Origin of the sequence: Streptomyces sp. NPDC007907, from assembly GCF_042959365.1 — a bacterium.
Taxonomy (GTDB): domain Bacteria; phylum Actinomycetota; class Actinomycetes; order Streptomycetales; family Streptomycetaceae; genus Streptomyces; species Streptomyces indiaensis.
In genome coordinates this window covers 439334-459391 of the sequence record NZ_JBIBKR010000001.1, presented here as the reverse complement: position 1 = coordinate 459391, position 20058 = coordinate 439334, and the positions used below count along the sequence as shown (strand labels likewise).

The 20058-nt window shown below is 70.1% G+C and carries 17 protein-coding genes and 3 pseudogenes; 8 read left to right on the top strand and 12 right to left on the bottom strand.

The window, feature by feature from the left end; translation table 11 throughout:
• The first annotated feature begins 9 nt into the window (after positions 1–9).
• Positions 10–255, top strand: coding sequence for a hypothetical protein (locus ACFZDI_RS02100; RefSeq protein ID WP_391247155.1), 246 nt, complete (start codon positions 10–12; stop codon positions 253–255).
• On the opposite strand, the gene ACFZDI_RS02095 is transcribed toward ACFZDI_RS02100, so the two are convergent.
• Complete coding sequence (locus ACFZDI_RS02095) at positions 237–986, bottom strand: VOC family protein (RefSeq protein WP_391247153.1); 750 nt, start codon at positions 984–986, stop codon at positions 237–239. The two genes, ACFZDI_RS02100 and ACFZDI_RS02095, sit on opposite strands and share 19 nt — an antisense overlap.
• A 530-nt stretch (positions 987–1516) precedes the next feature.
• On the bottom strand, positions 1517–1912 hold the full coding sequence (gene sodN / locus ACFZDI_RS02090) for a superoxide dismutase, Ni (protein ID WP_003992892.1): 396 nt from the start codon (positions 1910–1912) through the stop codon (positions 1517–1519).
• Here sodN and sodX point away from each other — a divergent pair.
• Positions 1824–2309: pseudogene (gene sodX, locus ACFZDI_RS02085) on the top strand (nickel-type superoxide dismutase maturation protease); the annotation flags it as partial. The gene sodN and the pseudogene sodX sit on opposite strands and share 89 nt — an antisense overlap.
• A 65-nt stretch (positions 2310–2374) precedes the next feature.
• Here sodX and ACFZDI_RS02080 read toward each other — a convergent pair.
• Positions 2375–3034, bottom strand: a complete 660-nt coding sequence (locus tag ACFZDI_RS02080) for a CGNR zinc finger domain-containing protein (protein WP_308287511.1) — start codon at positions 3032–3034, stop codon at positions 2375–2377.
• An 89-nt stretch (positions 3035–3123) separates the two neighbouring features.
• Between ACFZDI_RS02080 and ACFZDI_RS02075 the strand changes: the two are divergent.
• A pseudogene (locus tag ACFZDI_RS02075) lies at positions 3124–3893 on the top strand (class I SAM-dependent methyltransferase).
• 56 nt (positions 3894–3949) lie between these two features.
• Here ACFZDI_RS02075 and ACFZDI_RS02070 read toward each other — a convergent pair.
• The 3 genes from ACFZDI_RS02070 to ACFZDI_RS02060 are packed head-to-tail and all read right to left on the bottom strand — an operon-like array spanning position 3950 to position 6632.
• Complete coding sequence (locus ACFZDI_RS02070; protein WP_308287510.1) at positions 3950–4711, bottom strand: amino acid ABC transporter ATP-binding protein; 762 nt, start codon at positions 4709–4711, stop codon at positions 3950–3952.
• A complete protein-coding gene (locus ACFZDI_RS02065; protein ID WP_234849459.1) occupies positions 4708–5649 on the bottom strand; it encodes an amino acid ABC transporter permease in 942 nt (313 codons plus the stop codon). The genes ACFZDI_RS02070 and ACFZDI_RS02065 overlap by 4 nt, the downstream gene beginning before the upstream one ends.
• A gap of 32 nt (positions 5650–5681) precedes the next feature.
• On the bottom strand, positions 5682–6632 hold the full coding sequence (locus ACFZDI_RS02060; RefSeq protein ID WP_234849458.1) for an ABC transporter substrate-binding protein: 951 nt from the start codon (positions 6630–6632) through the stop codon (positions 5682–5684).
• A gap of 626 nt (positions 6633–7258) precedes the next feature.
• Here ACFZDI_RS02060 and ACFZDI_RS02055 point away from each other — a divergent pair.
• From ACFZDI_RS02055 to ACFZDI_RS02040, 4 genes are all read left to right on the top strand, one after another.
• A complete protein-coding gene (locus ACFZDI_RS02055; RefSeq protein ID WP_234849457.1) occupies positions 7259–8491 on the top strand; it encodes an NADP-dependent malic enzyme in 1233 nt (410 codons plus the stop codon).
• A 399-nt stretch (positions 8492–8890) separates the two neighbouring features.
• Positions 8891–9856 carry a zinc-binding dehydrogenase gene (locus tag ACFZDI_RS02050; protein WP_234850518.1) on the top strand — a complete coding sequence of 322 codons (966 nt, stop codon included), beginning with the start codon at positions 8891–8893 and terminating at the stop codon, positions 9854–9856.
• Between the two features lie 108 nt (positions 9857–9964).
• Complete coding sequence (locus ACFZDI_RS02045; RefSeq protein ID WP_003992902.1) at positions 9965–10174, top strand: HTH domain-containing protein; 210 nt, start codon at positions 9965–9967, stop codon at positions 10172–10174.
• Entirely contained in the window at positions 10174–10746 is a 573-nt protein-coding gene (locus ACFZDI_RS02040) for a Clp protease N-terminal domain-containing protein (protein ID WP_391247148.1), read from the top strand. The genes ACFZDI_RS02045 and ACFZDI_RS02040 overlap by 1 nt, the downstream gene beginning before the upstream one ends.
• A 19-nt stretch (positions 10747–10765) precedes the next feature.
• Here ACFZDI_RS02040 and ACFZDI_RS02035 read toward each other — a convergent pair whose 3' ends face one another.
• Together ACFZDI_RS02035 and ACFZDI_RS02030 are read right to left on the bottom strand one after the other, a co-directional pair.
• On the bottom strand, positions 10766–11839 hold the full coding sequence (locus tag ACFZDI_RS02035) for a helix-turn-helix transcriptional regulator (RefSeq protein WP_391247147.1): 1074 nt from the start codon (positions 11837–11839) through the stop codon (positions 10766–10768).
• 1 nt (position 11840) lies between these two features.
• On the bottom strand, positions 11841–12827 hold the full coding sequence (locus ACFZDI_RS02030) for a DUF4097 domain-containing protein (protein WP_391248001.1): 987 nt from the start codon (positions 12825–12827) through the stop codon (positions 11841–11843).
• A gap of 141 nt (positions 12828–12968) precedes the next feature.
• Between ACFZDI_RS02030 and ACFZDI_RS02025 the strand changes: the two are divergent.
• Positions 12969–13671 (top strand): annotated as a pseudogene (locus ACFZDI_RS02025) (hypothetical protein).
• Between the two features lie 148 nt (positions 13672–13819).
• Here the strand turns inward: ACFZDI_RS02025 and ACFZDI_RS02020 are convergent.
• From ACFZDI_RS02020 to ACFZDI_RS02005, 4 genes are all read right to left on the bottom strand, one after another.
• On the bottom strand, positions 13820–13999 hold the full coding sequence (locus ACFZDI_RS02020; RefSeq protein WP_003992906.1) for a DUF6104 family protein: 180 nt from the start codon (positions 13997–13999) through the stop codon (positions 13820–13822).
• Positions 14000–14084: 85 nt separating this feature from the next.
• A complete protein-coding gene (locus ACFZDI_RS02015; RefSeq protein ID WP_361118056.1) occupies positions 14085–17903 on the bottom strand; it encodes a multifunctional oxoglutarate decarboxylase/oxoglutarate dehydrogenase thiamine pyrophosphate-binding subunit/dihydrolipoyllysine-residue succinyltransferase subunit in 3819 nt (1272 codons plus the stop codon).
• Positions 17904–18184: 281 nt separating this feature from the next.
• Positions 18185–19297 (bottom strand): HAMP domain-containing sensor histidine kinase, encoded by a 1113-nt coding sequence (locus ACFZDI_RS02010; RefSeq protein ID WP_361118059.1) that lies wholly within the window; start codon positions 19295–19297, stop codon positions 18185–18187.
• Entirely contained in the window at positions 19294–20034 is a 741-nt protein-coding gene (locus tag ACFZDI_RS02005) for a response regulator transcription factor (protein WP_030851757.1), read from the bottom strand. The genes ACFZDI_RS02010 and ACFZDI_RS02005 overlap by 4 nt, the downstream gene beginning before the upstream one ends.
• Positions 20035–20058: the final 24 nt, after the last annotated feature.

The window sequence follows — 20058 nt, the reverse complement described above, 5'->3', positions numbered from 1 at the left end:
GTATGAGGCATGGGTGTACCGGGGGAGCGGCGCCGCACAGTGTGGCGCCGGGTGGTGATCGGGTGGGCGCTGCTCGTGGCGGTCGCGGGCGCTCTGACGCTGTGGATGCAGGACTCCGCGCAGCCGCGGGGACCGTACGTCTGGCAGGATGCGGATCCCGATGCGGATCCCGATGCGGACCCCGACGAGCCACCGGCCCTGCCGTCCTGCCCGACGACCGGGGCGGTCGCCTGCGCCTACGCCGACATGCCCTGACCGCGCGACCGGCCCGTCACCGGATCCCGGCTCGTCAGGCAGTACGTGCCGCCCGACGGGTCGCGCAGCACCGTCCAGCCGGAGAAGCCGGCCACGAAGCCGGCCCCGAGCCGTTCGTGGTGGGCCCGGGTCGCCGCGACGTCGGCGCAGGCGAGGTCGAGGTGGGCCGAGGCCGTGCCCTCCTCCCCAAGGCGTTGCAGGAGCAGCCGGACCGGGAGGTCGGGCGGCGGCTCGACCACGTGGAACTCCGGCAGGGCGCCCGGGCGCGACTCCCAGCCGTCGAGCAGCGCGCTCCAGAAGGCGACCTCGGCGTCGTAGGCCGAGGGCGGGACGTCCACGCACACCTGGTCGAGACGGCTGCCCCGCACCACGCCCGGCCGCACCGACTGGCCGCGCCAGGGGTCCGCGCAGAACAACTGGCCGCCGGGCGAGCGCAGCACGACGAGCGACCCCAGGTCGCTCACCACGCTCGCGCCGAGCCGCACCGCCGCGGCGGCGAACTCCGGTACGTCGTCCACGCAGAAGTCGAGGTGCGCGCCTCCGGAACCCGGGCCGACCGCCTGCACCTTCACGCACGCGTCGGCGCCTTCGGGGAGCAACGTGACGAACTCGTCGTGCTCTCCGCGCAGTTCGGACAGGCGGGTGTCCGTGACCGTTGTCCAGAAGTCGCAGGCGGCGCCGAAGGTCTCACGCGGGCGATCGATGAAGGCGTAGGTCCAGCTGATCCTCATGGGCGCGATCGTAGAGGCACGCGCCCCCGCCACCTGCGTACCGCGAACGTCGTCGGGAAGACGGCCACGGCCGTCGACCGGAGCTACTCGGTGGGTGGCTACGTCGGTGCCACGATCGGTGGCCGGGACGGGAGCTGATCACCCGCGAACAGAAGAGACACAAGAGTGCAGCATCTTGAGCTGGCCGCGGGAGGCGGCAGCAGTTTCTGGCCCACCGTGTCGTGATGCGGGCACCGGCGGGCCGGGGAAGGAGTCGTCGTGAACGCCCCGGGCCACAACGCGCCTCCGACCGGCGGAGGATGAAGGGTCCCGTGCACGGCGACGGGTACCGGACCCGCGGCCCCCTTCTCGCCCGGTCGGCGCCGTCGCGGGCCGGGTGAAGCCCTGTCGGCCTTCGCCCACCTGTGGCCGGGGGAAGAAGACCGCACCCGGACCGCCATGGACGCCGTGCTCGGCGGCCTCAGCGGACCGGGTGCGGACCGGTAGACCTGACAACCAAGACATTGCAGGTCAAACGGCATGATCCACGATCAGGCCTTCTTGGTCTCCCAGAAGATCTTGTCGATCTGGGCGATGTAGTCCAGCGCCTTCTGGCCGGTGGCCGGGTCGGTCGAGCCCTTGGCGGCCGAGAGGGCCTTCAGGGTGTCGTTGACCAGCTGGTGCAGCTCCGGGTACTTCTCGAAGTGCGGGGGCTTGAAGTAGTCGCTCCAGAGCACCGACACGTGGTGCTTGGCGAGCTCGGCACGCTGCTCCTTGATGACGGTGGCACGCGCCTGGAAGTGCGGGTCGTCGTTGCCGGCCATCTTCTCCTGGACAGCCTTGACCGACTCCGCCTCGATGCGGGCCTGGGCAGGGTCGTACACACCGCAGGGCAGGTCGCAGTGCGCACTGACCTTGACCTTGGGGGCAAACAGGCGGGAAAGCATGGAGCATTCCTTCCTCGTGATCGTCTTCTCACAGGGGACATTACTCCGTGAGGGACGGCTTTTCGCGGGTGCCCCCATGGGCTTAGGACAAAAGTCCGGGGTGAGACTGAGACTGGTGGAGGAAGAACCGGGGAGGTGCCGGGTGATGCCGGAGCTGTCGCAGGAGTCCGAGCGGGGGAGGCCGGCCCCGCCCTTCGGAGTGGCCGAGGTCACCGGGCCGTCCATGGTGCCCACGCTGCACCACGGGGACCTGCTCCTGGTGCACTACGGGGCCCGGGTCAGGCCCGGGGACGTCGTCGTGCTGCGGCACCCCTTCCAGCAGGACCTGCTGGTCGTCAAGCGGATCGCCCAGCGGCGCGAGAGCGGCTGGTGGGTGCTCGGGGACAACGCGTACGCCGGCGGCGACAGCACCGACTACGGCGTCGTGCCCGACGACCTGGTGCTGGGGCGGGTCAGGTTCCGCTACCGGCCGCGCAGCTCCGGCCGGCGGTCGCCCTGGGCGCTGCTGGGCTGGGCACTGTCGGCGGCCAGGCCCGTCCTCTCGGGCACGTCGGGCCGAGTGGCCTCCAGGCGCTTGCGGGCGCGGTAGGCCGCCACGTTGGCGCGGGTGGCGCAGCGGTCGGAGCAGTAGCGCCGCGAGCGGTTCGTCGAGGTGTCGAGGTAGGCGTTGCGGCAGGGCGCGGCCTCGCACAGGCCGAGGCGGTCCACGCCGTACTCGGTCAGGTGGAACGCCAGGCCCATCGCCGCGATCGCCGCGTAGCCCGCCGTCGCATTCGACGGGTGGTCCGCCAGGTGCATGTGCCACAGGGGGCGGCCGTCGTCGTCGCGGTGGTCGTGCCCGGAGATCTGGGGGCTCACCGGGAACTCCAGCAGCAGCGAGTTCAGCAGGTCGACGGCGAGCCTCTCGTCACCGGTGTCGGCCGCCTCGAAGACCGCGCGCAGCCGGGCCCGGACCGAGCGGAAGCGGGTCACGTCCGCGTCGGTGGCACGGCGAGCCGCCGACTGGCTGGGCCCGAACAGGTCGCGGACGGCCTCGACCGACGTCAGGGCGTCCTTGCCCCGGGCCGGCTCCTCGGTGTTGACGAGGCGCACGGCGTAGTCCGAGTAATAGGCCAGTTCCACTTGTAGTCCTTACGGAGGGGCTTTATGGTCGTGAGCGCGCACTTGTAACAGCTGATGGTGCTTCCAGGGTATTACGAGGGAGGGGATCGATGACGGACGCGGACACCACCACGGCCACCACCGACTGGCAGGCCTGGCAGGCGAGCTGGGACCGCCAGCAGGAGGGGTACATGCCCGACCGCGAGGAGCGGTTCCGGATCATGCTCGACATGGTGGAGGCCCTCGTGGGCACCGCCCCCCGCGTCCTCGACCTCGCCTGCGGCACGGGCAGCATCACCGCCCGGCTGCTCGCCCGGTTCCCGGACGCCACCAGCACCGGCGTCGACCTCGACCCGGCGCTCCTCGCCATCGCCGAGGGCACCTTCGCCGGTGACGAGCGGGTCGGTCTGGTCACCGCCGACCTCAAGGACCCGCACTGGCCGTCGAGACTGCCGTACGACTCCTACGACGCCGTTCTGACCGCGACGGCCCTGCACTGGCTGCACAAGGAACCCCTCGCGGACCTCTAAGGCCGGGTCGCGGGACTCGTCCGTGCCGACGGTGTCTTCATGAACGCGGACCACATGATCGACGAGACGACGCCCCGGATCAACGCGGCGGAGCGCGCACAACGGCACGCCCGCATGGATCAGGCCAAGCGGGACGGCACCCCCGACTGGGCCGAGTGGTGGCGGCTCGCGGCGAAGGACCCCGTCCTCGCCGGCCCACAGCGCGGCGCTACGAGATCTATGGCGAACACGCCGACGGCGACACGCCGTCGGCGGCCTGGCACGCGCGCGTGCTGCGCGAGAAGGGGTTCGGTGAGGCCAGGCCGGTGTGGTGCTCGCCCTCGGACACCCTGCTGCTGGCCGTCAAGTAGCACAGACGAAGGGGGCGGTACGGAGATCCCGTACCGCCCCCTCGCCGTGCGTACCGTCAGAGCACCTTGGACAGGAACGACTTCGTCCGCTCGTGCTGCGGGTTCGTCAGCACCTCGCGCGGGTGACCGGATTCGACCACCACACCGCCGTCCATGAAGACCAGGCTGTCGCCCACCTCGCGGGCGAAGCCCATCTCGTGGGTGACGACGATCATCGTCATGCCGGACTCGGCCAGGTCGCGCATGACGTCCAGGACGTCACCGACCAGCTCCGGGTCGAGCGCCGAGGTCGGCTCGTCGAACAGCATCAGCTTCGGATCCATGGCCAGGGCCCGGGCGATGGCGACGCGCTGCTGCTGACCGCCGGAGAGCTGGGAGGGGTAGTTGCCTGCCTTGTCGGCCAGGCCCACCCGGTCCAGCAGCTCCAGGGCACGCTCACGGGCCTTGCCCTTGCCCACGCCCTTGACCTGGACCGGCGCCTCGATGACGTTCTCGACGGCCGTCATGTGCGGGAACAGGTTGAAACGCTGGAAGACCATGCCGATGTCCCGGCGCTTGACCGCGACCTCGCTGTCCTTCAGCTCGTAGAGCTTGTCGCCCTTCTGCCGGTAGCCGACCAGCTCGCCGTCGACGTACAGACGGCCCGCGTTGATCTTCTCCAGGTGGTTGATGCACCTCAGGAAGGTCGACTTGCCGGAACCGGAGGGGCCGATGAGGCAGAACACCTCGCCGGTCTTCACCTCCAGGTCGATGCCCGTGAGGACTTCTACGGGACCGAAGGACTTGTGAACGCCCTCGGCCTTGACCATGACGGTCATGCGGTGCCTCCCTTCGGCTTGGAGCGGCTGGACAGGGAGAGCACGTTCGCCCTGATCTTCTGGAACGGCGTGGCCGGCAGGGACCGGCTCGAACCGCGCGCGTAGTACCGCTCCAGGTAGTACTGGCCGACGCTGAAGATCGAGGTCAGCAGCAGGTACCAGGCCGCCGCCAGGAACAGCATCTCGGCGGGGGCACCGGACGTCTGGCCGATGTCCTGAGCCGCGCGCAGCAGCTCGGGGTACTGGACGACCGAGACCAGCGAGGTCGTCTTCAGCATGTTGATGACCTCGTTGCCCGTCGGCGGCACGATCACGCGCATCGCCTGCGGGATGACGATCCGGCGCAGCGTCTTCGCGTGGCTCATGCCCAGGGCGTGCGACGCCTCGGTCTGGCCCTCGTCGACCGAGAGCAGACCGGCACGGCAGATCTCCGCCATGTACGCGGCCTCGTTCAGGCCGAGGCCCAGCAGCGCCGTCAGGAACGGGGTCATGAAGTCCGACCACTCGTCCTTGTAGAACGGCCCGAGGTTGATGTACTCGAAGACCAGGCCGAGGTTGAACCAGACGATCAGCTGGACCAGGACCGGGGTGCCGCGGAAGAACCAGATGTAGAACCACGCGATCGACGAGGTCACCGGGTTCTTCGACAGGCGCATCACGGCGAGCAGAACGCCACCGATGACGCCGATCGCCATGGACAGGATCGTCAGCAGGAGGGTCTTGCCGACGCCGTCCAGGATGCGGTCGTCGAAGAAGTAGTCGGGGATCGCGCCCCAGTTGATCTTGCCCTGGGAGAACGCGTAGACGACCCCGCCCAGCAGGGCGATGGCGACGACGGCGGAGACATACCGCCCGTAGTGCCGGACCGGGATGGCCTTGATGGCCTCCGGTCCGGCCGGGGGCGTGTCGGCCGGCGTCTTGTCGATGTCAACAGTCACGGGTGTTGCCTTTCAGTGCCGCTGCGCTGCGGTCACTTGCCGCCGTTGATGGTGGCCGCGTCGATGGAACCGTCCGTGACGCCCCACTTCTTCATGATCTTCTCGTACTCGCCGCTCTTGATGACGGCGTCCAGCGCGGCCTTGAGGGCGTCACGCAGCTCCGTCTGGTTCTTGGCGACCGCGATGCCGTACGGGGCGGCCTCGACCTGCTCGCCGACCAGCTGGAAGTCCTTGCCGCCGCCGGAGGTCTTCACCGCGTACGCGGCGACCGGGAAGTCGGACGAGCCGGCGTCGGCGCCGCCCGCGCGCAGGCGGGTCTGGGCCTGCTGGTCGTTGTCGAAGGCCTCGATGGCGATCTTCTTGCCGGACGGGCACTTCTTCGACTCGGCCTTGGCGAGGTCCTCGGAGACCGTGCCGCGCTGCAGCACGACCTTCTTGCCGCACAGGTCGGACCAGGTCTTGATGCCCTGGTCGTCGCCCTTCTTGGTGTAGATCGAGACACCGGCCGTGAAGTAGTCCACGAAGTCGACGCCCTCACCGACCTTCTTGCCGGTGTCGGAGTCGATGCCCTCCTGGCGGTCCTTGGTGTCGGTCATCGCGGACATGGCGATGTCGTACCGCTTGGAGCGCAGACCCGTGATCAGCGTGTCGAAGGTGCCGTTCTCGAACTGGAAGTCGACCCCGAGCTCCTTGCCCATGGCGGCGGCGAGGTCCGGGTCGATGCCGACGACCTTGCCGGAGCTGTCCTTGAACTCGACCGGGGCGTAGGCGATGTCGGAGCCGACCTTGATGACGCCCTTGTCGCGGATGGCCTGCGGCAGCTTGTCGGCGAGCGGGGCGGAGGCCGAGGTGTCGCTCGAGCCGGTGTCCTTGGTCTGGTCACCGCATCCGGTGAGCATCAGCGCGCCTGCGACCGCGATCGCACCGACCGCTGCTAGCCGGGAGTGCGCTGCGGTGGTACGACGGGTGGAGCTTGCGGTCATGGTGGGTTCCTCCGGCGGATGGGTGGAGTTGCCGATGGGGCGGGCCGCCGCCGATGGGTTCGGCGCGGCCGTGGCACGCCGAAAGGTTCGGCAGTGCCGTGGGTCGACGAGAGCACACCTCTTCGAGTGTCGCGACCTCGTGTGATTACGGCATCTTGCCATTCGGACTGCGCGATTCTGGGGGCCAGTCATGTCAAAATCGGATAACGGGCGACCCCCGAACCGCACCACTCCGGTACATCACGGCCGGACCTTCTGCAGGAATGAACCGCTCCGGGCGGAAGATCTTCGGTAAATCCCGAGATTTCAATACGGGGGCCGAGGGCTTCACGGATGGTTGAGTAGGTGTGGCTGCTTTGTCTAGATCTTGTCCCGATTTCGGGCGAAGCGTCAGGGCCCTGTCATGTGACCTTCGCGTTATGGACTCGTCGTCGACACCGTCCGTCCGGTAAGAAGGGTCTTTACACCCCTCATCCGGGGCTCAGGGCGCGTGTGCGGCGCGCCCGTCGCGTACGCGCCCGTACGTATACACGTACAAGCACGACAGGGGCCTTACGCGGTGCCCGCCCACCCCTCACCAGGAGTGGCCACCCTCAAAACAATGAAGATTTAAGGGGTAAAACGAAGTGGCAGCGGAGATCGTCAATCCTCGCAGCGAGAGCAAGACCGGCGATACGGAGCACGAGGGCAGTGCGGAGCCCCTCGACTCCTTCGACCCGGCGTTCGCGCTGCACCGCGGCGGCAAGATGGCTGTGCAGGCCACCGTGCCGGTCCGCGACAAGGACGACCTGTCCCTGGCGTACACGCCCGGCGTCGCGAAGGTGTGCAGCGCGATCGCGGAGCAGCCGGAGCTCGTGCACGACTACACGTGGAAGTCGTCGGTCGTGGCCGTCGTGACGGACGGTACGGCCGTGCTGGGGCTCGGTGACATCGGGCCCGAGGCCTCCCTCCCGGTGATGGAGGGCAAGGCGATTCTGTTCAAGCAGTTCGGCGGTGTGGACGCGGTTCCGATCGCCCTGAACTGCACGGACGTCGACGAGATCGTCGAGACCGTGGTGCGGCTCGCGCCGTCGTTCGGCGGCGTCAACCTGGAGGACATCTCGGCACCCCGGTGCTTCGAGGTCGAGCGCAAGCTCCAGGAGCGGCTGGACATCCCGGTCTTCCACGACGACCAGCACGGTACGGCGGTCGTGACGCTGGCCGCCCTGCGGAACGCCGCGCGGCTGAGCGGGCGGGCGCTGGGAGAGCTGCGGGCCGTCATCTCCGGCGCCGGCGCGGCGGGTGTCGCCATCGCCAAGATGCTGGTCGAGGCCGGGATCGGGGATGTCGCGGTGGCCGACCGCAAGGGTGTCGTGTCGGCGGACCGGGACGACCTCACGGCGGTGAAGCAGGAGCTGGCCGGGTTCACGAACAAGGCCGGGATCACCGGGTCGCTGGAGGCGGCGCTGGACGGTGCCGACGTGTTCATCGGCGTGTCCGGTGGGACGGTTCCGGAGTCCGCGGTGGCGACGATGGCCAAGGGCGCGTTCGTCTTCGCCATGGCGAACCCGAACCCCGAGGTGCACCCCGAGGTCGCGCACAAGTACGCGGCGGTCGTCGCGACCGGGCGGTCCGACTTCCCGAACCAGATCAACAACGTGCTGGCCTTCCCGGGGATCTTCGCCGGGGCGCTGCAGGTGCGGGCCTCGCGGATCACGGAGGGGATGAAGCTGGCCGCCGCGGAGGCGCTGGCCGCCGTGGTCGGGGACGATCTCGCCGCCGACTACGTCATCCCGTCGCCGTTCGACGAGCGGGTCGCTCCGGCGGTCACGGCCGCGGTGGCCGCGGCTGCTCGGGCCGAGGGTGTGGCCCGGCGCTGACGCCGACGCCGACAGTGGTGTGAGGTGGCCCTGCCCGGGATCGGGTGGGGCCATTTCTTTACCTGGGCGTGGGGCTGTTCGGGTGGTGCGGTGCTCGTGACTCGCGCCTTCCGCCTTGCGTGGGGTGGGGTGGGGTGGGTCGGGGCCGCGTCGGGGGGTGTCCATCGTCGGAACGGCGCGATGGACGTGTCACGCTGACTGGCTGTTCGTCGACGCGCCAACCGCTGCGGGTGGACACCCCCCCGACACGTCCCCGTATCGCCGTATGCGGGTGCGGGAGCGTCGTGGTCGACGTCCGGGGTCGCGGGCCCCAGCAACAACGCCTTCACCTGGCAAGAGGGTGTGTCTCACAGGGGTGGATGGTTCCTTCGGGTGCTTGCGGAACCTATCGTCAAGGCCATGTTCGCTGTCTATGCCGCCCGAATCGACCGCGACCGGCCGCTGTCCGGACTGGAATTGGGGGAGCGTCCGGCTCCCGAGGCCCGTCCCGGCTGGAGCACCGTCACGGTCAAGGCCGCCTCCCTCAACCACCACGACCTCTGGTCCCTGCGCGGCGTGGGCCTCGCAGAGGACAAGCTGCCGATGATCCTCGGCTGCGACGCCGCCGGTGTCGACGAGGACGGCAACGAGGTCGTCCTGCACTCCGTGATCGGACAGAGCGGGCACGGGGTCGGCCCGAAGGAACCCCGTTCCATCCTCACCGAGCGTTATCAGGGCACCTTCGCCGAGCAGGTCTCCGTGCCGACCTGGAACATCCTGCCCAAGCCCAAGGAGCTCTCCTTCGCGGAGGCCGCCTGTCTGCCGACGGCGTGGCTGACCGCGTACCGGATGCTGTTCACCAACGCGGGGGTACGGCCCGGGGACTCCGTGCTGGTGCAGGGTGCCGGTGGTGGTGTCGCCACGGCGGCGATCGTGCTGGGGAAGGCCGCGGGGCTCCGGGTCTTCGCCACCAGCCGCGACGAGGCCAGGCGGAAGCGGGCCCTGGAGCTCGGGGCCGTCGAGGCGCTGGAGTCCGGGGCGCGGCTGCCGCAGCGGGTCGACGCCGTCATCGAGACCGTCGGGGCCGCCACCTGGTCCCATTCCGTGAAGTCGCTGAAGCCCGGCGGCACCCTGGTCATCTCCGGGGCCACCAGCGGCGACCGGCCCTCCCACGCCGAGCTGACCCGGATCTTCTTCCTCGAGCTCAAGGTCGTCGGTTCCACGATGGGCACCAAGGACGAGCTGGAGGACCTGCTGTCCTTCTGTGCCGCCACCGGTGTGCGACCGGTCATCGACGAGGTCCTGCCGATGGACCGGGCGCGTGAGGGCTTCGAGCGGCTGGCCGCTGGTGAGCAGTTCGGGAAGGTCGTGCTGACGAATCCCTGAGTTCTCTCGACGGTGCGTCGACGGCCGGTCCGGACAGGGCCGGCCGTTTTCGCGTTTCGGATGTCAACTGTGGTTGACGCGGGGCGGGTGTCAACGTAGGTTGACTGCATGACCGAAGCAACGGATCTGGCCGAGCGCGCGGGTGACCGTGATCCACGGGTCGGCCTACGGGCCGTCGCCGCGCTGCGTCGGCTCCTGGAGCAGTTGGAAGCCGTACAGGTGCGCAATGCGCGCAACCAGGGCTGGTCGTGGCAGGAGATCGCCACCGAACTCGGTGTGAGCAGGCAGGCCGTGCACAAGAAGTACGGGAGGCATTGATGTTCGAGCGGTTCACGAAAGACGCCAGGGACGTGGTCAAGGGCGCCTACGCGTATGTGGAGGGGCGCGGTGGGGAGGGGCGGTCTGTGGAGCCGGAGCATCTGCTGCTGGCGCTGCTCGACCGGGAAGGCAGTCGTGGGTCCTTCGCGCTCGTCGCCCTCGGGCTCGGCGAGCGGCGGGAGTCCGTGCGGGAGGCGCTGCGCGAGGCACGGCGGCGGGCCGGGCTGACGCAGGCCGAGACCGACGCGCTCGCCGGGCTCGGGATCGACGTGGAGGAGATCGTCGCCCGGGTGGAGCAGACGCACGGGGTCGGCGCCTTGGCGGGCGGTTCGAAGGACAAGCGGTGGTGGTCGGGACGTTCCTCCTTCGGGCGGGGGGCCAGGGATGTGCTGGAGCGCTCCTTGCGGGTCGCCCTCGCCCAGCGGGACCGGCACATCGGGGACGAGCACATCCTGCTGGCCCTGACCACCCGCCCCGGAGTGCCCGCCGAGGTCCTCGCCGCACACGGGGTGACGTACGCGTCCGTGGTGCGGGTGCTGTACGGGAGCGGCGGCGAGGCCAAGGCCGGCTGAAGGGCCCCGGCCTGGGCGCCTACTTCTTCCGGGTGCGCAGGAGGGCTCCTATGTGGGCCGCGGCGGTCGACAGGTGGCGGCGGGCGTCACGCAGCTGCTCGGGCGTGACGCCGTGGTCGCGGGCCGCGTCACGGATGTCGTCCCGGAAGCGGTCGAGCAGGCGGTCCAGGTCGCGGGCCGGGTCGCCGGTGGAGTCCGCGGCGTCCTCGTGGGCCCAGGCGGGTTCATAGGCGGCCGGGAAGTCCTCCGCGGGCTGTGAGGGGGTCGGCTCCGCGGTCGGCTTGCCGGTGCCGGCGCTCGTGCCGGTCCAGTCGAAGGCGAAGTCCTTGCCGTACTCCTTCCCGAACTCGCCGACCTCCTTGACCAGTTCACTCAGGCCCTCGCGCAGACCCGTCGGCCAGTCGCCGCGGGCGAAGTGGTCCTGCACCTGCTCCTGGACACGGCGGGTGATGCGCTGGACCTGCTCCTGTGCCTGGGCGCGGGCCTGCTCCTGGGCCTCCTTCGCCTGGCGGCGGGCGCGCTGGGCGTCCTCTCGGGCGCGGCGGCTCTCGTCCTTGGCGCGCCGGGCCTGTTCCTTCCACTCCTGCCGGGCGCGGCGCATCTCCTCCTTGGCGATGCGCCAGGCCTCCTTGTCGCCGTGCTGCGTGAAGTCGCCGAAGGGGGCGCCCGTCGTACCGTCGGTCCCGGTCCCGGTGCCGTTGCCCCGGCGGGCCTCCGTCGCCGCCGCGCGCATCTCGCGGCGCAGGTCGCCGGCGGCTCCGCGCACGTCGGCCTGGATCTCCGCGGCCAGTTCCGCGACCGAGTCGCGGATCTCCAGCTCCAGGTCGGCCAGCTCGCCGCTGCGGTCGGCCAGTTCGGCGCGGCCCGCGTCGGTGATCGAGTAGACCTTGCGGCCGCCCTCGGTGGTGTGCGTGACCAGCCCCTCGGCCTCCAGCTTGGCCAGGCGCGGGTAGACCGTGCCCGCCGACGGCGCGTACAGCCCCTGGAAGCGCTCCTCGAGGAGGCGGATCACCTCGTAGCCGTGGCGGGGAGCCTCGTCCAGCAGCTTCAGCAGGTAGAGGCGGAGGCGGCCGTGGGCGAAGACGGGGGGCATGTCAGAGCACCTTCTTGTCGGTTGTGCCGTCGGCCGGGGTGGTGGTGGCGTCATCGCCCGGGCCGGAGACGGAATTGTCTCCCGAACCGTCCGGGCGGCCGCTCGCCGGGGCTTTCGCCGCGTTGCCGTTGCCGTTGCCGTTGCCGGGCCGGGCGTCCCATGGCGCGTCGTCGTGATCGTCGTCGCCAGCCGGGCGACGCAGCAGGGCGATCGAGCCGGAGACGGTGGTGGCCCGCAGCTTGCCGGTGCCCGCGCCCAGACGGCCCGTGATCTTGTGGGCTCCCCACTGGCCGTGCACCCGCAGGCCGTCGAAGGCGTTGGAGAGGGATCCGCTGGCCGTGTTCGCCTCGACGTCCGCGTCCGCCGGGTACGGCAGCCGGATGGCGATCTCGCCCGAGACGCTGGTCAGCCGGACGTCCGTCGGGCCGTTCGGGTCGAGGTCGACGATCATCGAGCCGCTGACCGACTCCGCCCGCACGGAGGGGCCGGAGCCCTCGATCACCGTCAGGTCCCCAGAGACCGAGTTGAACCGCAGGTCGCCGGTCACGTCCTGGGCCTCCAGGCTGCCGGAGACCGTGTCGGCGCGCACCGGGCCGGAGAGGCCCACCAGAGTCGTGTTGCCGGTGACGCCCTTGACCACCGACGCGCCGCGGATCCCGGAGACCACGGCGGCGGCTCCCACGACGCCCACCTCGACGCCGGTGCCGGCGGGGACGGCCAGGGAGACGACCGCGCTCCGGCGCCAGCCCTTGCGGTCCAGCCACTTGAGGAAACCCTTCCAGGGCAGGTCTTCGTAGGCCACCGTGAGGACGCCGTCGTGGTGGGTGACCAGGAGGGGTGGGCCCTCGATCTCGGAGATCTCCAGGCGGGCGGATGCTTCGTCGGTGCCCACCACGTTGACCGTGCCGTTGACGAGGCGCACGCGCAGGTCGCTCACCGGCTCGTCGAAGGTGAGCTTCCTCGGTTCTGAGACGGACCACTCGGACATGGCGAAGACCTCCCCGACCGGACGCGCCATATCGCGTCCTCTCGTATTCACGATATATCGCGGTTGAGGAAAGTCAAGGCACTCGTTTCGGGGACGGTAGGGCGGACAAAGGGCCCAGACTGTGAGAATTCGGCCTAGCGGGTGGCCAGGTCGACGGAAGATGCCCGCACCGGTCCCGCGGCCGGAACGCTCCTGCTGTGCCGGGCGGCTCCCGCGTCCGTCGCGCCCGTCGCCCACCTGCTGCGCACACCGATGCGGCTGACTCGTGCGGGCGGCGCATGGGGTTCATCCCTCGCGTCCGGCTTCCGCCGGCCGGTCGGCTTCGAGTGGGTCGTGAACGGCGGGGCGGTGGGGGGGACCGTGGTTCTGCGCACCTTCGCCGCACGCATGGGGCTCGACCCCGTCCTGGACGTCCAGGCCCTCGACCGGCTGACCAATGCCCACCCCGGGGCGGACGCCGGCGCCCGCCTGCGCAGGCTGCTCGCGGTCCTCGCGCGCGGGCGTCGCCCTGCCCGCCGGACTCCTCCCCGGGGAACCGGCCGACCGTCTCCTGGAGGCCGCCGCCCGCAGGCCGGACAGCGTGGCCGTCGACTGGCCCGGCCCCCGTGACGCGGTCGCCGCACACGACACCGTCGACCACCGCCCGCCTCGGCCCCTGGATGCCCTGGACCGGCGGGCCGGGAGCGCGCGCCCTGGCCCCGGCACGGTGGCGGCGGGCGCGCCGCTGCTCTCCTGGGGCCTGCGCAGGCGCAGCGGCGGCTGGGGCTGGGTGACGGCCGGAGCCCTGCTTCTCACGCACGGCGCGCTGGGACTGACCTACGCCCTCACACACCCACGCGACTGACGTCCCCGACCCGGTTCACGCCTTCACGCACCCGCGCGACTGACAACCCCGGCCTGCCTCACACCTCCACGCACCCACGCACGGAAAACCCCGGCCCGGCTCACGCCTTCACACACCGTTTCAAGCCGTCCGGGACCGGAGCCGGTGTCTACTCGTCGTCCTCGTCGTCCAGCCGCGCCAGCCACGTCGCCAGCCGCTCCACCGGCACCTCGAAGTCGGGATTGAGATCGACGAACGTCCGCAGCTGCTCGGCGAGCCACTCGAAGGTGACTTCCTCCTCGCCGCGCCGCTTCTCCAGTTCCTCGATGCCACGGTCCGTGAAGTACATGCCTCAAGGATAGGTGCGCGAAAACGGCCGGGCCGCACCCCCGATGCGGGGATGCGGCCCGGCCGCGAACGACGCGCGAGGGCGATTACGCCTCGAACACCTCACGCACCAGCTGCTCCTGCTCGGCCTGGTGACGCTTCGCCGAACCCACCGCCGGGGACGAGCCGTGCGGGCGCGAGATGCGCCGCAGCCGCTCGCCGTGCGGGACGTCCGCGCCGACCGCCAGGTCCAGGTGGTCGATCAGGTTGAGCGCGATGAACGGCCAGGCACCCTGGTTCGCCGGCTCCTCCTGGGCCCACAGGTACTTCTCGGCGTTCGGGTACTTCTTGATCTCCGCCTGGAGCTCGGCACCCGGCAGCGGGTACAGGCGCTCGATGCGGATGATCGCCGTGTCCGTCACGCCGCGCTTCTGACGCTCGGCCTCCAGGTCGTAGTAGACCTTGCCGGCGCAGAAGACGACCTTCTTGACCGCGGCCGGGTCGACCGAGGAGTCGCCGATGACCGGCTGGAACTGCCCGGTCGTGAACTCCTCCGCCTTCGCCGCCGCCGCCTTCAGCCGCAGCATCGACTTCGGCGTGAAGACCACCAGCGGCTTGTGGTGCGGGTTGTGCACCTGCCACCGCAGGAGGTGGAAGTAGTTCGACGGCGACGTCGGCATGGCGACCGTCATGTTGTTCTGCGCGCACATCTGGAGGAAGCGCTCCGGGCGGGCCGAGGAGTGGTCCGGGCCCTGGCCCTCGTAGCCGTGCGGCAGCAGCAGGACGACACCGGAGGTCTGGGCCCACTTCTGCTCGGCCGACGAGATGAACTCGTCCACGACCGTCTGCGCGCCGTTGACGAAGTCGCCGAACTGCGCCTCCCACATCACGAGCGCCTCGGGGCGGGCCAGCGAGTAGCCGTACTCGAAGCCCATCGCCGCGTACTCGGACAGCAGGGAGTTGTAGACGTTGAGCCGCGCCTGGTCCTCGGAGAGGTACTGCAGCGGCGTGTACTCCTCGCCCGTGCTGCGGTCGATGATGACCGCGTGGCGCTGGCCGAACGTACCGCGCTGCGAGTCCTGGCCCGCCAGGCGGACCGGGACGCCCTCCAGCAGGAGGGAGCCGATCGCGAGGGTCTCGCCCATGCCCCAGTCGATGGTGCCGTCCTCGACCATCGCCGCCCGGCGCTGCAGCTGCGGCAGCAGACGCGGGTGGACCGTGATGTGGTCGGGGATGTTGACCTGGGACTCGGCGATCCGCTTGACGACCTCCGTAGTCACCGCGGTGTTCACGGCGACCGGGAACTCGGCCTGCGGATCCGTGGGCTCGACCGTCGCCGGCTGGGACGTGGCCTCACGGACCTCCGTGAACACCTTCTCCAGCTGGCCCTGGTAGTCCTGCAGCGCCTGCTCGGCCTCTTCCAGGGTGATGTCGCCGCGACCGATCAGGGACTCGGTGTAGAGCTTGCGCACCGAGCGCTTCTTGTCGATCAGGTCGTACATCAGCGGCTGGGTGAAGGCCGGGTTGTCCGACTCGTTGTGACCGCGGCGGCGGTAGCAGATGAGGTCGATCACCACGTCCTTGTTGAACGCCTGGCGGAACTCGAAGGCCAGACGGGCGACGCGGACGACCGCCTCGGGGTCGTCGCCGTTCACGTGGAAGATCGGGGCCTCGATCATGCGGGCCACGTCCGTCGCGTACATGGAGGAACGCGAGGACTCGGGGGCTGCGGTGAAGCCGACCTGGTTGTTGATGACGATGTGGACCGTGCCGCCGGTGCGGTAGCCGCGCAGCTGCGACATGTTCAGGGTCTCGGCCACCACGCCCTGGCCCGCGAAGGCCGCGTCGCCGTGGATCGCCACCGGCAGGACCGTGAAGTCCGTGCCGCCCTTGTTGATGATGTCCTGCTTGGCGCGCGAGACGCCCTCCAGGACCGGGTCCACCGCCTCCAGGTGCGAGGGGTTCGCCACCAGGGAGACCTTGATCTGCTCGCCGTCGAGACCGGTGAAGGTGCCCTCGGCGCCCAGGTGGTACTTCACGTCACCGGAGCCGTGCATCGACTTCGGGTCGAGGTTGCCCTCGAACTCGCGGAAGATCTGCGCGTACGACTTGCCGACGATGTTGGCGAGGACGTTCAGCCGGCCGCGGTGGGCCATGCCGATGACGACCTCGTCCAGGCGGGACTCGGCGGCCGAGTCCAGCACGGCGTCCAGCAGCGGGATGACGGACTCGCCGCCCTCCAGGCTGAAACGCTTCTGGCCGACGTACTTGGTCTGCAGGAACGTCTCGAAGGCCTCGGCGGCGTTCAGACGGCGCAGGATGCGCAGCTGCTCCTCGCGCTCCGGCTTGGAGTGCGGCCGCTCCACGCGGTCCTGGATCCACTTGCGCTGCTTGGGGTCCTGGATGTGCATGAACTCGATGCCGGTCGTGCGGCAGTACGAGTCGCGCAGGACACCGAGGATGTCGCGCAGCTTCATCATCGACTTGCCCGAGAAGCCGCCGACGGCGAACTCACGCTCCAGGTCCCACAGGGTGAGCCCGTGCTCGGTGATGTCCAGGTCGGGGTGCTTGCGCTGCTGGTACTCCAGCGGGTCGGTGTCGGCCATGACGTGGCCGCGGACCCGGTAGGAGTGGATCAGCTCGAAGACGCGGGCGGCCTTCGTGACGTCGTCGTCGTGGCTGGCGTCGATGTCCTTGAGCCAGCGGACCGGCTCGTAGGGGATGCGCAGCGCCTCGAAGACGTCGTCGTAGAAGCCGTTCTCACCGAGGAGGAGGTTCGCGACGATCCGCAGGAACTCGCCGGAGGCGGCGCCCTGGATCACCCGGTGGTCGTAGGTCGACGTGAGCGTCATGACCTTCGAGATGCCGAGCTTGTTCAGGGTGTCCTGGGAGGTGCCCTGGAACTCCGCGGGGTAGTCCATGGAGCCGACGCCCATGATCACGGACTGGCCGGGCATCAGGCGCGGCACGGAGTGCACGGTGCCGAGGCCGCCGGGGTTGGTCAGAGAGACCGTCACGCCGGTGAAGTCGTCCATGCCGAGCTTGCCGTCGCGGGCGCGGCGGACGATGTCCTCGTAGGCCTGCCAGAACTCGAAGAAGTTCAGGGTCTCGGCCTTCTTGATGCCCGCGACCACGAGCTGGCGGTCGCCGTTGGGCTTCACCAGGTCGATGGCGAGGCCGAAGTTGATGTGCTCCGGCTTGACCAGGGTCGGCTTGCCGTCCTTCTCCGCGTAGGAGTAGTTCATCGACGGCATGGCCTTGATGGCCTGCACCATCGCGTAGCCGATCAGGTGCGTGAAGGAGATCTTCCCGCCCCGGGCCCGCTTCAGGTGGTTGTTGATGACGATGCGGTTGTCGAACAGAAGCTTCACCGGCACGGCGCGCACGGACGTGGCCGTGGGCACCTCCAGGGAGGCGTTCATGTTCTTCGCGACCGCGGCGGCCGGGCCGCGCAGCACGACCTGCTCGGGGCCCGAGGGGGCTTCGGCGGCGGGCTCGGCCTTCTTCGCGGCGGCGGCCGGCTTGGCGGCGGGCTTCGGGGCCGGGGCGGCCTTCTGCGCCGGGGCCTGAGCGGCGGGCTTCGCCGGGGCCGGAGCCGGGGCGGGGGCCGGCGCTGCGGCGGGCTTCTCGGCGGCCGGGGCCGGGGCCTGCGCGGGAGTGGCCGGAGCGGCCGGCTGAGCGGTGGTGGTGGTCCCCGCGGCCCCCGCGGCCGCGGTACCCGCCGGAGCCGAGGCGGCGGCCGCCCCTGGCTTGTAGTCGGCGAAGAAGTCCCACCAGGCTCGGTCTACCGAATTCGGGTCCTGGAGGTACTGCTGATAGATCTCGTCGACGAGCCACTCGTTGGCACCGAACGACGCGGCAGGGTTCTTCCCCGCTTGGTCGGTGTCGGTCGAGATGCTCGAGTTACTGGGGGACTGTGGCGACACGGCGGCAACCGCCCTCTTCCGCTTCACAAGATGATGGACAGCGGGAATCAAGGCTACGCCCCCTGGACGGGGAAGGTCAGGCCGGGCCCGCGCAACGTCGTGCAAGTCACATCTGGAACCGTGTTTCGGGGCTTGAAATGGCGGGAAACAAGCGTGGTTCCGCTTCGTGAGGCAAGAGCGGGGCAGGGCCCGGGGCGCCGGTGGCGCGGGCCCGTGCCTGATCACACGTGTCCGTCAGTGCGGACGCCCGTGGATCTTGTGGCTCCGCTTCGAACTTTACGTCAACTTGGCACAGATGTAAGTCCCGGAAGAGTGACAAGAATCCGGCAACCTCGCTCGGATTCGGCCACTCCGATCCGGCCCCCGTGCAGGTCCACCGCCCAGCGGGCGATGGCCAGGCCGAGGCCCGTGCCGCCGTCGCTGCCCGGTCCCTGCGGCCGCTTGGCGCTGCCGCGGTTGAACCGCTCGAAGACGCGGTGCCACTCGGACTTCGGAATGCCGGGGCCCTCGTCCAGGACCTCCAGCTCCAGCGACTCCGGCAGGGCGCCCCGCCGCGCCTTGACCGTCACCCGGCCGTGCGGCGGGCTGTGCTTGACCGCGTTGTCGATCAGGTTGGCGACGACCTGGTGGATGCGCTCCGGGTCGGCGTGCGCCGTCAGCTCCGGCGGGTGGACGTCGAGGTGCAGATGGACGTCCGTACGGGTGTGACTGCCCGAGCCGGTGGCGATGCCCGCGCGCACGGAGGCGACCATGTTGGCCTCCTTCAGCACGCCGGACAGATACGGCCACACCTCGAACCGCCGCTGTTTCAGCGGTACGACGCCGTTGTCCAAACGGGACAGGTCCAGCAGCGTCTCCACCAGCCGCCCGAGGCGCTCGGTCTGCTTCAGGGCCGTGCGCATGGTCTCCGGGTCGGCCTGCGTGACGCCGTCGACGATGTTCTCCAGCACCGCGCGCAGACCCGCGATGGGCGTGCGCAGCTCGTGCGAGACGTTCGCCACGAGTTCCTTGCGCTGGCTGTCCTGGGCCTCCAGCTCGTCGGCCATGGCGTTGATCGTCACGGCCAGGGCGCCCAGCTCGTCACGGCGGTTCTCCCGCGTGCGGCGGGTGTAGTCGCCCTGCGAGATGGAACGGGCCACCGCGGTCATCTCGTCCAGCGGTGCCGTGAGTGAATGGGCCACGAACTGCGTAATGAGAAGCGTGGCGATCATCGAGAAGACCGTGATGAAGCGCAGCTCCGTCTTGGTGTGCACCGCGATCACCGACAGACCTGTGGTGATCAGCACCGAGATGACGACCAGCGCGCCCAGCTTGGTCTTGATCGAGAACGGGCTCACCCCGCCCCAGGGATCCGGCTCCCCGGGGTTTCTCCGTGCGGCCGGCCCGCCGCTCATGGCGTCGGGGTCTCCAGGGCGTACCCCACGCCGTGCACCGTGCGGATCCGCTCGGCGCCGATCTTCCGGCGCAGCGCCTTGATGTGGCTGTCGACCGTGCGGGTGCCGGAGGCGTCCGCCCAGTCCCAGACCTCGGCGAGCAGCTGCTCACGGGAGAGCACCGCCCGCGGAGTGTTCGCCAGGCACACCAGCAGGTCGAACTCGGTGGGCGTGAGGTGAACGTCCTCGCTGCGCACCCGAACCCGGCGCTGCGCGTGGTCGATCTCCAGCTCGCCGAGGCGCAGGATGCCGGAGCGGGGGGTGGCCGCCGCGATGGCGGCGCGCTCCACCCGGCGCAGCAGCACGTGCACGCGCGCCGCCAGCTCCCGCATCGAGAACGGCTTGGTCATGTAGTCGTCCGCGCCGACGCCGAGCCCGACCAGCATGTCGGTCTCGTCGTCGCGCGCGGTGAGCATCATGACCGGCACCGGGCGGGCGGCCTGCACGCGGCGGCAGACCTCCAGGCCGTCGAAGCCGGGCAGCATGATGTCGAGGATCAGCAGGTCGGGCTGCCACGCCTCGGCGGTGTCGACCGCGGCCGGACCGTCACCCGCCGTTTGCACGAGGAATCCCTCGGCGCGCAGGCGGGTCGCGATGGCGTCCACGATCGTCGCGTCGTCCTCGACCACCAGGACCCGGCGCTGTGCGCCCGGAGTAGCCGTCGCCGAACCGTTGTGGGAGGTCTGTGTCTGCTCCATCGCCCGCCCCTGGGGTGTGCTTTC

Coding starts and splice junctions, on each gene's coding strand:
- ACFZDI_RS02100 (WP_391247155.1), top strand. CDS start 10: ATGGGTGTACCGGGGGAGCGGCGCCGCACAGTGTGGCGCCGGGTGGTG.
- ACFZDI_RS02095 (WP_391247153.1), bottom strand. CDS start 986: ATGAGGATCAGCTGGACCTACGCCTTCATCGATCGCCCGCGTGAGACC.
- ACFZDI_RS02060 (WP_234849458.1), bottom strand. CDS start 6,632: ATGACCGCAAGCTCCACCCGTCGTACCACCGCAGCGCACTCCCGGCTA.
- ACFZDI_RS02050 (WP_234850518.1), top strand. CDS start 8,891: ATGTTCGCTGTCTATGCCGCCCGAATCGACCGCGACCGGCCGCTGTCC.
- ACFZDI_RS02040 (WP_391247148.1), top strand. CDS start 10,174: ATGTTCGAGCGGTTCACGAAAGACGCCAGGGACGTGGTCAAGGGCGCC.
- ACFZDI_RS02010 (WP_361118059.1), bottom strand. CDS start 19,297: ATGAGCGGCGGGCCGGCCGCACGGAGAAACCCCGGGGAGCCGGATCCC.
- ACFZDI_RS02045 (WP_003992902.1), top strand. CDS start 9,965: ATGACCGAAGCAACGGATCTGGCCGAGCGCGCGGGTGACCGTGATCCA.
- ACFZDI_RS02030 (WP_391248001.1), bottom strand. CDS start 12,827: ATGTCCGAGTGGTCCGTCTCAGAACCGAGGAAGCTCACCTTCGACGAG.
- ACFZDI_RS02035 (WP_391247147.1), bottom strand. CDS start 11,839: ATGCCCCCCGTCTTCGCCCACGGCCGCCTCCGCCTCTACCTGCTGAAG.
- ACFZDI_RS02020 (WP_003992906.1), bottom strand. CDS start 13,999: ATGTACTTCACGGACCGTGGCATCGAGGAACTGGAGAAGCGGCGCGGC.
- sodN (WP_003992892.1), bottom strand. CDS start 1,912: ATGCTTTCCCGCCTGTTTGCCCCCAAGGTCAAGGTCAGTGCGCACTGC.
- ACFZDI_RS02005 (WP_030851757.1), bottom strand. CDS start 20,034: ATGGAGCAGACACAGACCTCCCACAACGGTTCGGCGACGGCTACTCCG.
- ACFZDI_RS02070 (WP_308287510.1), bottom strand. CDS start 4,711: ATGACCGTCATGGTCAAGGCCGAGGGCGTTCACAAGTCCTTCGGTCCC.